The sequence below is a fragment of the Nostoc sp. DedVER02 genome, from assembly GCF_034530675.2.
Taxonomy (GTDB): Bacteria; Cyanobacteriota; Cyanobacteriia; order Cyanobacteriales; family Nostocaceae; genus Nostoc.
Genome location: NZ_JAVRCP020000053.1, coordinates 1 through 13,797 on the forward strand (window position 1 = coordinate 1; position 13,797 = coordinate 13,797).

Annotated in this window: 9 protein-coding genes and 2 pseudogenes; 6 read left to right on the top strand and 5 right to left on the bottom strand. The window is 45.0% G+C overall.

Features of this window, described 5'->3' with window-relative positions; all coding sequences use genetic code 11:
- Window positions 1–504 precede the first annotated feature (504 nt).
- From RMZ41_RS29225 to RMZ41_RS29245, 5 genes are all read right to left on the bottom strand, one after another.
- On the bottom strand, window positions 505–2,223 hold the full coding sequence (locus tag RMZ41_RS29225) for an EAL domain-containing protein (protein ID WP_322641250.1): 1,719 nt from the start codon (window positions 2,221–2,223) through the stop codon (window positions 505–507).
- Between the two features lie 240 nt (window positions 2,224–2,463).
- Entirely contained in the window at window positions 2,464–3,594 is a 1,131-nt protein-coding gene (locus RMZ41_RS29230; RefSeq protein ID WP_322641249.1) for a response regulator, read from the bottom strand.
- Window positions 3,572–5,065, bottom strand: a complete 1,494-nt coding sequence (locus tag RMZ41_RS29235; RefSeq protein WP_322641248.1) for a sensor histidine kinase — start codon at window positions 5,063–5,065, stop codon at window positions 3,572–3,574. Before RMZ41_RS29235 ends, RMZ41_RS29230 begins: the two co-directional genes overlap by 23 nt.
- 63 nt (window positions 5,066–5,128) lie before the next feature.
- Window positions 5,129–5,584 carry a response regulator gene (locus tag RMZ41_RS29240; RefSeq protein ID WP_322641247.1) on the bottom strand — a complete coding sequence of 152 codons (456 nt, stop codon included), beginning with the start codon at window positions 5,582–5,584 and terminating at the stop codon, window positions 5,129–5,131.
- Window positions 5,584–6,792 (bottom strand): sensor histidine kinase, encoded by a 1,209-nt coding sequence (locus tag RMZ41_RS29245; protein WP_322641246.1) that lies wholly within the window; start codon window positions 6,790–6,792, stop codon window positions 5,584–5,586. The genes RMZ41_RS29240 and RMZ41_RS29245 overlap by 1 nt, the downstream gene beginning before the upstream one ends.
- 612 nt (window positions 6,793–7,404) lie before the next feature.
- Between RMZ41_RS29245 and RMZ41_RS29250 the strand changes: the two genes are divergently transcribed.
- The 6 genes and pseudogenes from RMZ41_RS29250 (at window position 7,405) to RMZ41_RS29275 (ending at window position 13,243) form a co-directional block, all read left to right on the top strand.
- Complete coding sequence (locus RMZ41_RS29250; protein WP_322641245.1) at window positions 7,405–7,890, top strand: hypothetical protein; 486 nt, start codon at window positions 7,405–7,407, stop codon at window positions 7,888–7,890.
- Window positions 7,891–8,005: 115 nt separating this feature from the next.
- The gene (locus tag RMZ41_RS29255) at window positions 8,006–8,833 is read left to right on the top strand and encodes a P pilus assembly protein, chaperone PapD (protein ID WP_322641244.1); all 828 of its coding nucleotides are present in this window, start codon (window positions 8,006–8,008) and stop codon (window positions 8,831–8,833) included.
- A 368-nt stretch (window positions 8,834–9,201) separates the two neighbouring features.
- Complete coding sequence (locus RMZ41_RS29260; protein ID WP_322641243.1) at window positions 9,202–12,387, top strand: carboxypeptidase regulatory-like domain-containing protein; 3,186 nt, start codon at window positions 9,202–9,204, stop codon at window positions 12,385–12,387.
- Window positions 12,388–12,419: 32 nt separating this feature from the next.
- Window positions 12,420–12,679, top strand: a pseudogene (locus tag RMZ41_RS29265) (transposase); the annotation flags it as partial.
- A 29-nt stretch (window positions 12,680–12,708) separates the two neighbouring features.
- Window positions 12,709–12,888 (top strand): annotated as a pseudogene (locus tag RMZ41_RS29270) (hypothetical protein); the annotation flags it as partial.
- Window positions 12,889–13,045: 157 nt separating this feature from the next.
- Entirely contained in the window at window positions 13,046–13,243 is a 198-nt protein-coding gene (locus tag RMZ41_RS29275; protein WP_322641242.1) for a hypothetical protein, read from the top strand.
- Window positions 13,244–13,797: the final 554 nt, after the last annotated feature.

A 13,797-nucleotide genomic window follows, 5' to 3' on the forward strand; every position in this document is an offset into this window, starting at 1 on the left:
AAAGGGTAAGGGCGAAGGGGGAAAGGGTTTAAATCCCTTACCCTTTTCCCTTTCCCCAGCCCTCACTTAGCATTTTTGGGTTGGTAGACTACTAGTAAGAAATCAAAATAAAAGTGCATAAATTTTTGTAAAGTAAGTAAAAAGGATAGGACTTACGCAACTGGCATATTATTTTTAGTTTGTAGTGTACCCCTTCGCGGATCTTGCTACGCGCAGCGTCTCGCAGAGAGGACTTTAGTCCTCAAAATTAGGGCTGTTTGCGTTGGCGGAGCCTCTCGAAGAGAAGCGTTCCCGCAGGGTAGCCCTTACTACAAACTAAAAGTTTTAATTTTTTGTGACACTTGCGTAAGTCTTAAAGGATATTGACGCAGGAGAATTGAGTAAGCGTGAGTACGGCAAATTTCCCAATTTTAACTGATAGTGAAACGTTAAAAGAAGCCGTTGTAGATAATTTGTTTACTTTCTGAAAAGCTTCAACCCATCGATAAGATCCTTTCTCTTTATTTAGTTTTCAAAGATCCCATCGGCGAGCAGTTGAGTGGCTGCTTGGCTGGGCAACGGTTTAGAGAATAAGTAACCCTGTCCCAACTTACAGTTCAATTCTTTTAATTTTTCCAGTTGAACTGAGGTTTCTATCCCTTCTGCCACGATGTTAATATCTAGGCTGTCAGCCAGAGCAATAATAGCTTTAATCACGGCATTTTGCCCATCTGCATCAATCTGGCTAATAAAAGAGCGATCGACTTTCAGCGTATCAATTGGAAACTGATGCAAACAACTCAAGCAGGAGTAACCTGTGCCGAAGTCATCAATACATAACTTAATTTGCAACGATTTCAGCGATTGGAGGATGTTATTTTTTTCCTCTGTCATTTCTAAGAGATAACTTTCAGTTACTTCTAGTTTTAAGTACTCACCAGACAAATCATAGTGATGCAATATTTCTGCTAGCTGCTGATTAAAGTCGGTTTGATTCAATTGCAGCGCGCTAATATTAACGTTCACGATCAAGCCAGAGTATTGAGGAAACTGCTGTTGCCAGCTTCGCAGTTGATTACAAGCTTCTTTGAGAATCCACCAGCCTAACTCGTCAATTAGCCCCTTTGCTTCGGCGATCAAAATAAACTGAATCGGTGGTATCATTCCTCGTTCGGGATGATTCCAGCGAATCAATGCTTCAAAACCGATTAATTGATTTGTAAACAAATGAACAATGGGTTGATAATGTAAACAAAATTCTTGCTGTTTATCCGAATATGTGATTTCAAGAATCGCTCGTCTCAAGTCCGTTTCTAACTGGAACTGCTCAGAAAGATTAACTCGCATTGCGGGATCGAACACAGTATATCCATTCTTACTTGTTGTTCTGGCATGATGCATTGTTAGGGAAGCATCGGCGAGCAGATCGATGGCGTTGCTATAGCAAAACTGGCTGTGCGTAATTCCGATACTTATGCTGCTGAATACTTCACAGCCGCCTAAATCGAATGCTTGTTTCAGACTCCGTTGATGAAGTTGCTCGGCTAGCTGGGTTGCTGTCGATAGATCCGAGATGTTTTCCAGAATAATAATAAATTCGTCACCGCCAAAATAGGCGAGGAACTGCTCAGGCGCAAGGATTTGCCGTAGTTGAGTGGCTACAGTTTGCAGCAAGCGATCGCTCATCAGTTGCCCAAATGCATCGTTGATTTCCTTAAAGCTATCTAAGCCCACAAATAGCACGGCATACTGAGAGGTTGTATTTGTGGGTGTCTGTTGAATTAACCGATTGAGTTGCTCGATTAAGTACGGTTTGTTGGGTAAGTGAGTCAACGAATCCCAGAGCGCAGAGTTATGCTGCGCCTGGGATGCTCTTTCCTGCTTGGCGAGTCGGGCGGCGATCGCCGCTAATAATTCATCGACACTAAAGGGTTTCGTCAAATAATCGTCCGCACCCAGGTTCATACCCTGACGAATATTTTCATGGGTGCTTTTAGCACTCAAAAAAATAAAGGGAACTAATGCAGTATCTAGATTCTGCTTTAATGTCGATAGCACCTCGTAGCCATCTGCACCTGACATCATCACATCGCAGAGAATCAGTTGGGGATGCTGGGACTGAGCCAAACAGATTCCAGTTTGACCGTCTTCGGCTTCCACGACCTCAAAGCCTTCAGCTCCTAAAATGTCAAGAATTTCTTCGCGCAGTGAAACTTCATCTTCAATGACTAATATTTTGCACATATAAGTTAAGTTGACACAATAAAACAAAACTATGTTAAGAAAGATCAACTCGACTAAGACGTTGCTGAATCATGGGATAATTTCTCCCAATCTGGAATGAATTATCAATGTTTTCAAGCGCCGATTCATCCCGGATTTATGCAACGCCTCGTCTCTTCCCTTCTGCCCCCTGCCCCCTGCCCCCTGCTACCCTACCTTCTTCAAGCCGACCTACTTATCTCTGCTATGAATTCCTCTCATTTAGTTAGGAGCCAAGGCAACAGGCTCCTTAGTCTCAATAGGCATTTGAAGCGTAAACTGAGTCCAACCCGCTTTGCTACTAATTTGAACTTTACCGTTTAGTCGTTCAGCCAATTTCTCAACCAGTGTTAAGCCTAGACCATTGCCGCCTTGCTGCCATTGATCGACCTCTGGTGCCCGATAAAACGGTTGGAACAGATTGGGAATGAACTCATCTGGAATCTCTGCTTCGTTGCTAATAATGAACATAATCATCTGACCATCGGATGCAATCAAATCACAACGGGCTTCCAAAACAATCTTGCCGCCGGGAGCCGTGAACTTACAAGCATTGTTGAGCAGTTCGCTCAAGATGCGCTTGAAATCTGCGGCATCGATTATGGGCATTGGCAAATAGGGTGGAATGTTGCTCCAGAGGGTTTGTTGGCGTTGTCGAGCCTGGATTTTAAATGGTTCGACGATCGCTGGAATCCAGGTTTGTAAATTCACCGTTTCCGGTTGTAAGGGACGTTCGTTTGCACCCAAATAATGCAAATCGAGCAAGTCATTAATCAGATTAATTTCGCGGGAACACTCCTGCTGCAACCGATCGATATAGCGTTGCGTTTGCTCTGGGTTGGAAGCTTGTCGCAGGAGTTTTAACGCCATCATAATATTAGTCGCAGGTCTTCGTAATTCCTGTGATGCAGTCTCGATAAATTCGTCTTTGAGTAAATTAGAGTGCTGAAGGTGGGTAACTTTCTGATGGATCTGGACGATCGCTGCTTGCTTAGTCAATCGACTTGTAATAGTGTTAAGCAACTCATCCGTCCTAAAGGGTTTTGTTAAATAATCATCTGCGCCTAAGTCCATCCCCTGCCGAACATTTTCGCGGGTTGCTTTAGCGGTGAGGAAAATGAAAGGAATCAGTGCTGTGTCTGGGTGTTGTCGTAAGCTAGATAACACTGCATACCCATCAGCTTCGGGTAGCATCACATCGCAGAGGATCAGGTCAGGGGAGGTTGTTTGAGCCAAATGAAGACCCTGTACCCCGTCTTCTGCTCCCACCACATCAAAACCCTCAGACTCTAAGATATCTAGGATTTCTTCGCGTAGGGATGGTTCATCTTCAATTACCAGGATCTTGGTCATGAATCTGCTCTACTAAAGCAATGGGCAAGGTTACTATGATTAGAGTACCCTGATTCACCTGACTAGTAACATTGATTACACCTTGACACCGTTCCACACATTGCTTAACAATTGCTAGCCCGATGCCCGTCCCAGCCAGATTGCCAACATTGCTACCGCGATAAAACGGGATGAATAATTTGTCCTGGTCTTCTAGGGGAATGCCAATGCCCTCATCTCGAATTGAGAAAGTTACCTGTTCAGGAGCAAAAATCAGGTCAAACATCACCCTTCCACCGTCTATAGAATATTTAATTGCATTGCAGAGCAAGTGGGTGAGTATGAGTTGCAAGAGGGTTGGATCGAGGCAAATTTGCCGATTGTTGCCCTGACTCTCAAAGATAATTGGGTGTTCGCTGGTCGTTAATGTCGCAATTAATTCTTGACAGAACTTTTCTAAGTTCAGTGGTAGAGGGTTGAATTTGGTCTGATGTTCCCCCGATCTGTTCATAACCAGCATATCGTTGAGCAACTCAGTCATCCGCTGCACTCCACCGATGATGTGATTGTAGCGAATCTGGTTTTTTTCTGGAGTCCATTGGTGAGCATAGCGTTTTAACGACTCTGTTGCTACCAAAATCACACTCAGCGGTGTCCGAAATTCATGGGAAACCATCGTGATGAATTGAGACTTGAGTTGGTGTAATTCTCTGGCTTGCTGCAAAGCTTCTTTCATGGCAGCTTCTGTTCGTTTGCGATCGCTAATATCTCGCAGAATACAGACTGTTCCCCCATCCGGTAACAATGTGATTGAGAGTTCTTGGTCAAAAGATTGACTATTACATTTATGACCAACAGCCTCTCCTCGCCAAAATCTTCGTTGCTGTAGGCTTTGCTCAATTTCGTGGTTCAAGCGGGCTTGTTGAATAGGGTCATAATGAATTTTCCAATTGGTCTGTAGCAGTAGACTCGAATCTTTGTAACCGTAGATTTTGGCATAGGCTTCGTTGACATACACATAGTTCCATTGGGTGTCTAAAATGGCAATTCCTTCAGTTGATGCGGCGATCGCCACTGACTGTTGATGCATTATCTGTTGCATTCGCGATCGCTCAATCGCATGCCGAATGGCTCTAATCAAGGCATAGGTGTTAATTTGCCCTTTGACGAGATAATCTTGTGCGCCTTGCCGCACTGCCTCTAAAGCGCTCGCTTCGTCTTTGAGGCTGGTGAGTACGACAATGGGCAAGGTTGGAGCCACCGCATGGAGTTGGGTAATTGTCTCCAAGCCATGAGAATCGGGCAGGGAGAGATCGGATAGAATCACATGAAAGCTGTGGCGATGCAGTTGTTCGAGGGCTAGTGTCAGTTTTTCTACAACTGTAACTTTCCAGCTAGATTGATCTGCGTTTTCTAGAAATTCTTGTAAGAGATCCGCATCTTCTAGGCTATCTTCAATTAACAGAATTTGTAGAGAATCATTCTTGATCATGAGTTCTACTTAAAAGTGATGCCAAAACCAATCCTTAAATCAACACCAGATGTTAACTATAGCCTACGATGGAAGTTTGGGAAGCTTCACAGCCACCAGCCAAAAAAATTCAATCGAACGAATCACCTTAGCAAATTCTTCTAAGCTCACAGGTTTGGTAACATAGCAATTGGCATTCAGTGTGTAAGTTCGCAAAATATCTTCATCAGCCGCAGAGGTTGTTAAAACCACAACCGGAATCAACTTCAGATCGGGATCGGCTTTGATTTCGGCTAAGACTTCTCGACCATCTTTTCTAGGTAGATTTAAATCCAGTAAAATCAAATCTGGACAAGGTGCATTAGCATAATCGCCCTGCTGCCGTAAAAATTTTAAGGCTTCAACCCCATCCTCCACCACATGAATTCGGTTGAGAACTTTGGCATCGCCCAGGATTTCAACCGTTAAATCGGCATCCTCTGGTGAATCCTCGACTAAAAGGATTTCAATGGGTTCAATCGGGTGAGAGTCTTTGCTCATTAGGAGGTTTCTGAATCTACTGGCATTGTAAACCAGAAAACAGATCCTTTCCCTAGCTCTGATTCCACCCAGATGTTTCCGTTGTGACGCTGAACAATTTTCTTGCAAATGGCTAAACCCAGTCCTGTGCCAGAATATTGGCGGCGGGTATGTAAGCGCTGAAAGATGATAAAGATGCGCTCTGCATATTGGGCTTCAATCCCAATCCCATTATCGCGTACTGCAAATCGCCATTGGTTATCTTGTTGGGTGGCAGTGATGTGAATTTGAGGAGGCTCTTCTTGACGATATTTAATCGCGTTGCTAATTAAATTTTGTAACAAGCGGGTGAATTGTTCTTTGTCGGCTTTGATCGTCGGGAGGCGATCGCGCGTAATGGTGGCGTTGCTTTCGGCGATCGCAATATGGAATGTGTGGATCACTTGGTCAACTACCTGATTGCAATCGGTCGAAACTAATCGAAAATCGCAACGACCAACTCTGGAATATGATAGCAAGTCTTCAATTAGTGCCTGCATTCGAGATGCAGCATTCACAATATAGGTGATGTATTTCTCGGCTTTCTCATCTAACTGCTTTTGATATTTCTGTGCCAATAGTTCGGTATAGCTGACAATCACCCGCAAGGGTTCCTGTAGGTCATGGGAAGCGACATAGGCAAACTGCTCTAACTCTTGATTAGATCGTTGCAGGTCGGTTTCGGTTTGCTGGCGCTGCTCCACTTCGTTTTGCAGTTGTCGAATCGTTTTCGTTAGCTCTTCAGTACGTTGAGCCACTCTTGTTTCTAGTGCTTGATTGAGTTGTTCAAGGGTCTGATTTGCAGTCTCTAATTGAGCCTGACTAGGTAATGCCAAAGCCTTAGGAGTTAACTGAATTAGTGTCAGCGCTGTATAGAGAGAGATGATCGCTGTCACTGCTTTCATTCCTCCTGTGAGCCAGTATGTTGGATGCCACAGCGTCCAGATTTCTAACACATGAGTGGTTCCACAACAAACAATGAAGGCTCCGAAAAGCCAAAAAGCTCTACGAAAAGGGATATCTGAGCGTTTATAAGACAAGTAAATCAGAAAAATGGGAATGGAATAGTAAGCCAAGGCAATTAACGCATCTGACATTCCATGTAGCCAAACTAACCCTGACTGCCAAAGGTAGCAATGTCCATGCGGTATATAGTTGGATGAAAAAAATGCTTGTAAAAATGCTTTCATCTCTTCTTGAGCTATTCACTCAGGTTAGGGACTTCCAAAGAATAAAATCACCAGTTGTCAGAATTATAATCATTGTTAGAGGGGGGGTAAAGAGGCATTTTTAGTACTTTTTACGAGCGTTACAGATTGCTTATACACTCATTTCTTTCTCTTCCCCTGCCTCCCCTGCTTACCCATGTCACTCTCATCGCATTGCTCCCATCTATTGCTGGGTGGGATTTTATTTTATCGGCTTTATTTGTATCAAGCTTTTCGTGAAATGGTATAACTGCTCATCTTTCTACCCACTTTTGCAATTTCTACTGAGACTACTAACATCACCCTAGAAAAATTACTGAGTTCGAGATGGGTACGTTCAGTAAAAGCGTAGAGCTACAGATGACACCCTTCTTTGAGATCATTGATTGCTAAAAGGATTACTGAATTTAAGATGAGCGAGTTCATTAAACGCGTAGAGCTACGAATTACAAAGTTACTTGGGGTCATTAAATTAGAGAAACGAGCGTGACTGAAAAACAAAAAGGTTGAGAGTACCGCACTCAATTCATCTCATACATCAGCCATCTCTGGAACACCATTAAACATCCATTCAGTTAACTTGAGGAATTTATTATGCGTCGTATTGTATTACTCTCCGCAATGATTCTTGGTAGCACATTTGCATTCAGTTCTGTTGCTCAAGCTGGCACGCAGGATGTTCATTTTAATGGAACTGTCGCTTCTTCCTGCACATTTAGCAATGTCCAGAATGGCACATTAGGATTAGACGTTGCTGGCACAACTCTTAGCAGTCTGCCAACCAGTGGCGGCACTTCTGGTCAAGCAAAACTCACCTGTAATAACATTCTGGCAACCCTCTCGGCATCTGCACCCCAACAAGCCACTGCACCTGCTGGCTATGACCATACTACAGCCGTAAAGACGGTTGCAGTTACAGGCACAGGCGCAAACCTTGTTGCTATTGTCGCACCCTCTGTTCCTTTTCCTGTGCCCCTGCCAGGTGTCACTAATTTGAGTGTGAATATGACAACCACAACCCTTGGTCTAATCCCCAGCGGTGCCTACGATATGTTTGTGACGTTGACAGTCACCCCTTAATAAAGCGACGTACAAAGATCAGATGGGGGAATTCTAGCTAACTTACTTCCCCCATCAATCATTCTTTCATTCTTTCTAATCCTTAGATTTATTCGCAAAGCTAGGATCGGTCATCATGTTCTCCCGTGTTCACAAGCCCGCTTCATCCACAACTTTAAAAGCCATTCAACTGAGTGGCTGGTTACTATCAGCAGCTTGTTTGGTCAATGGTGCTGCTTGGGCAAATCTGGGAGCATCCCCTCTGGTGATTGAAGCCCAGGCAAACCGGGGACAAGCAAAAGCAGTGCTTAACGTGATCAACTCTGGGGATACGCCGTTGCGGGCGAGGGTTTATACGGAGCCATTCACTTACAGCCGCGATCGCGGGTTCCAAACAATACCCTCTGATTCAACCTATCTGGGTTCTTATATACAGTTTTCTCCTAGAGAATTGATTGTGCCACCCAGAAGTAGCCGTCGGGTTCGTATGGTGGCTCAGCTTGCTCCCAGCCTACCGAATGGTGAATACCGGGCAGTCATCTTTACAGAAGCCTTGAATGAGTCAACAGACACAATCGGACGGAAAGTTGGCATTATCACTCGAGTCGGTACGACTGTTTACGTCCGCAAGGGAGATACAGCGCCGAACTTAGTTGTCGATCGTGCCAGTTTCAATGCCAAGCAAAAGCATCTCGAACTATTCGTCAAAAATATAGGCAATGCATCTGTGCGCCCAATGGTTCGCTGGTCGTTGAAGCAAGCAAACAAAGTATTTCGGAGTGGAGAATTGGCACCTACTGCCATCATTGCTCTGGGCGATCGTAATTTAGCTTTAGCCGTTTCAGAAAAAGATCCATCGCCCTTACTCCCTGGTAACTACCAACTAAGTGGACAGTTGCTCTGGGGTGAGGACAACGCTCAGACAGTGCCATTTTCGGTGGATTTGATAGTACCTGCAAAGTAGGAACTGCACAATCAATAATTTTTAGGACTTACGTACTCGTGAGGAAAAACTAAGCCTTTGCGATTACTTCTCTACGAGACGCTCCGCAAACGCTTTGCTCGTAATGACGTAAAATCCTTGTCCGTGCGTCCTACTTTTATCGAGCAGAATTAATTACACAACGCCATTGTGAATGAAGCTTCCCCGCAGGGGTACGCTTCATTCACAATGACTGTAAATATTCTTGTCCAACTACTTACGACGATGACTGGCCGACTGTGTAGGGTCTCAACAGATTGCTTGCTAACTAATTTGCACAAAGTTAAGAGCCACCTAGAAGACCTGAGGAAGGCTGATTTTGCCTGCTGATTTTAACTCCGCTTACCTCTATGTTCCCAACAATTCCCCCACCCGCCATCGTCCACTCAATTCCCCACAACATTTCTAATAGTAAATCTCCTTCGGAGATCGGCATCTTTAGCATTACTCCTAAATCTATTGATGAAAAACAGATTGCTTTAAGTCCATCAGCACGCGATCGAGAACAGGAACCATCGGGTGCTGATGCACAATCAAGCGTTAAATCAATTGCTTTAAGTCCATCAGCACGCGATCCAGAACAGGAACCATCGAGTGCTGATGCACAATCAAACGTTAAATCAATTGCTTTAAGTCCATCAGCACCCGATCAAGAACAGGAACCATCGGGTGCTGATGCACAATCAAGCGTTAAATCAGATGCAAAACTGCTGGGACAACCGTTATCCATTGATTTACAAGATATAGAGTTTCTAGTTACAGAACCTCCATCTGTGCATATTCCGGCAACGCAGCCTGAGATTGCCCCAAAGGTTGTACCTGAGTCTTTGGGTTCCGAAAAGGCGAGTCCGGTTGAACGTGTGACTGTTGCGCCTACGGATTCCGAAAAGGCGAGTCCGGTTGAACGTGTGACTGTTGCGCCTACGGTTTCAGCAAATTCCGCCACTTTGCCAACAAGCGATGCGAAGATGCAGATACCGGAACCGAATCTGTCTCCCATTGCTCAGGTGCCGGAGGGCTTTACAGTGTTTCCGGTAGGTATCAACATTGGTGGGCGCAACGTCAATGAGGGGATTTCTGTTCGGGGGCAGGAAAATAGCTCGAAAGCACTCGATCTAGAACATTGGTTATTGCCTTATGATGCCGTGGTGCAAGCGCTGAAATTAAGCACAAAAGTTTTACCCGACAATCAAATCGAATTACGATCGCCGAGTGTTGCCGTTCGTATCGATCCTGCCAAACTCCACACCGATCCAAAATTGGGTCTGGTTTTTTCAGTGGGGGAGGTGCGATCGCTATTTGGAGTTCAGGTTGAGTTTGATCTCAAAGAGTACGCGATTGTGTTTGACGCACCCTGGCTGACGGCACCGGAACAAAGCTCATCACTGGAAGAGGCTCCTGTGCAGCTTGAAGGGCTACCCCGAATTGCATCGCCAGATATTTCTCTGGCTGCGATCGAACAAGGGGTCAGCGTCAGTGGTGGAGATTCAACCCCAACTGCTTTCCGCGGAGATTTGACTGCGGTGGGTAGCATTTTGGGCGGCAGTTGGTTTGTGCGAGCAGACCAGCCCAAACTATTTAGTTCCAATAGCTGGCGGATTACAGATGCGCTATTTCAACGCCAGACCGATGCTAATGATTATTTTGTGGGTACTCAGGCCCCCTTCTGGCAGAACCTCAGCCCTAACGACTATGTAGGCTTTACCTTCATTCAGCGCCAGGGCTACACACCACCGCCGCAATTTTATGGCGAAAGCGATCCGCGCCAACGCCTGCAAGCAGCACAGGTTGGACGAACGGTGTCTGGGCAAGCAGAACCGGGAACTTTAGTGCGACTGGTAAAGGGGTTTAGCGATCGCATCATTGCCGAAACCCTGGTGGATTCCTCTGGCGTGTATCGGTTTGAGAATCTCAAATTGGAAACCCCAGCGCTGGGCGGCTACTACCAGGTCTTCCTCTATCCCAAAGGACAATTAACTGCCCAACCAGAAATTCGAGACGCGACGTTTTCCAATTTAGCTGGTCAACTTCCTGCTGGTGCTTCCGCGTTGATCGTTTCCGGTGGAGTGAATCGAGATTACAGCAAACAGGATAATAACAATCTCTTTGGCGATTTTTCCACATTTCGGGGTGGCATTGCTCAACGATGGGGCGTTTCAAATAGCGTGACGCTAGGCGCAGGCACTGTCTACGATCAGTCTTTAAGAGGACTAGCCGAACTCTTCTGGCAGCCAGAAAACGTCCCCTTCAAGGCAGCAGTTTCAGTCCTAAGCGGCAGCGATAATTCAGCATGGGACATCAATGCAGATGTCAGTTATGACCCATCGCAAAACTTCAGTGCCCGGTTCACCCACGATCGCTTCTCCAGCCGATTAGATGCCTATTGGCAACTGGCTAAAGGCATCACTTTGCTGGGCAACACCAATAGTAGTGATGCCACCTCTGGAGGCATTCAACTCAACTTCAGTGGCAGAGATTCTTTTACCTTTGCCCGCCTTACCTTTGACACCAAAAGTCACCTGCGCTGGAATCTGATTCAACGGTTGGGAAAACTTGAACTGAACTCTATCGGCAATGAAATCAGTTCCCAATCGGCGCTAAGTTTTTACCTGGGAAAGCACAGCGATTTTACAACTGGACATTCCTTTGTTCTCGGCTACGACACCTACAACCAAAATAGGAATGACGATCTAGTTAATCTCGCTTGGCGTTATCGCTCAAAAGAACGTTCCATCGATGGCACGTTGTTATGGGAAGCCCAATTAGGCTATGGTATCGGCTCGCGGGGTTCTGGCGTACTTGCCTCTGTGGGCACTACAATCATCCCTGGCGTAATGCTCCGCGCCCGCTATCAGGGCGTATCAGTGACAACAGGCGAATCGACTTTTGGTATCGAGTTAGTATCGGGGCTGAATCTTCAAGGTGGTATCACTCCTGGCGATCGTCATGCCAACTATTTACGGACTCAGGGTGGTATTCTGGTGCAGCCGTTCTTTGATCGCAATAACAACGGCCAACGCGATGCAGGCGAGGAGTTTTACACAGATCCCAATCTCGTGACGATCAATAATCAAATGGTTCAAACTGCTAGGGCACAGGTTGACCGTGATCGCATCCTAGTACGTTTGCTGCCCAACACCTATCGTCTGGATCTGGATGCAGCAGGGCTACCCCCCGATTGGCAGGCAGCAACCAGTGCTTATGCAGTTAAGGTTGTGGCTGGCAGCTATACTCCTGTGCTAGTTCCCCTCATCCCTGCCTATTCGCTCTCAGGCATTGTCACAGATAGCCACGGAACCCCATTGAGTGGTGTCCGAGTCGAAGCAATTCAGGTTGGCTCCGACGTAGATTCCGGGCAGCGGCTCCTGTCGGTTACAAATGATGCCGGGGTCTACTTTATAGAACACCTGCGGCAAAGTAGTTATACGTTACAGGTGAATGGTAAATCCATTCAACCGAGTGCAATCAAGTTAACCGAAACGTCTCCACCCTTTCAAGAACTCAATTTAAAATCAGAGAAAGCGAATAGGAACTAAAAAAACGTCTACAAACAGCCAACTTGGGAAACCAGAAAGAAAATATCGTTGTAGATTCTCAAGGGTTGCTGATTGGTGTTTTAGTGACCGAAGCGAATGCGTCAGAGCGTTTAGGGGCTGTGGTTCTACTGGATGAGGCTGTTGAAGAATTGTCTAAATTGGAAGTTGTTTGGGTAGATCAGGGCTATTCAGGCGAAAACTTTGCTCAAGCGGTCAAGAAAGTTTGTGGTGAGCAAGTTCGAGTTGAGGTGATTCAAAGGAACTCGAAAACATTGAGCGATTGCCAAAACGATGAATTGTAGAACGAACATTTGGTTGGCTCTGGGTGCATTGTTTGGGCATCCACTACCGAAAAAATTAACCATTTTAGACTTTGGCAATAGTACGACCCTGTATTCTCGTTACAACCGGGGTTAGCGAGAAGTTCACACTGCTTACCCCATCGGTGTAGAAGTTCTCATCGATGATATTTCCCAAAAAATGAAACATCTGGAGTTTGGACTAAAAGCTTAGGCTCAGAAAAAAGTACTTAGATAATTAGAGATAAAAAATAGATAATAGTACTGAAGACTAATCTTGAAGTTTGAAAGAAAAGCAATCAGTAGTAACACTGACTCATGTAAAATCAATGAATGTAAACAAAAGCTCATTGACTTAGATGTTCCTGACACAATTAGAAGAATTCCGGCAAGCAATCTACGATAGTCTATGCTTGAGCCGGATTTGGAACTGTTTGTATGCCCAAAACTTCTTCTTTCTCCCTTGCTACCTCAACGATTTTCTCTTATCAAGCGTGCCATTAGCCCATTGGAGTTATCTGCATACTCAAGCAGCATCACCACCTGATTGGTGTTAAGCGGCACAAACTACTTTATAGTTAGAGTCTATCTTCCTCAAAATAGTCGTGTCTCTTCTTTTACTTGAAATTGAACGCCTAGCTTTCATTGCACATGGTTATGGTTTTGACATTCTTATTTCCAGGTACAAGATATGAGTTCTCGAACTCGACATCAAGAAAATGCTTCGACAGGATTTCTCACTCAGCCATCATGAAACCAAAAAGTATTAAAATCAGAATCTTCCGACGCTTAAAAGCAGTAATCAACCCAGAATACCCCGAACGTGGTAGCTTGCAAAAGACACTTAGCGGGAAAAGCAGTTACCGTGAAAAGTCAGATTTAGGGAAAATTTTAGTGATTTAGATCACATTGGTGATATGATCTAAATCACTTACAAACAAATTAGCTAACTTTATGGTCAACTATGGTTACAGCTAAAATACAGCTAATAAGCATTTATAGAAGTTATGTATGTGATTTTTGGTGCGTAATAACAACAGCACATCTCAGATTCTGTTACATAGCAGATTTACCATTTTCCAAGCCTTCAATAACTCCTGCGGCTGCAATT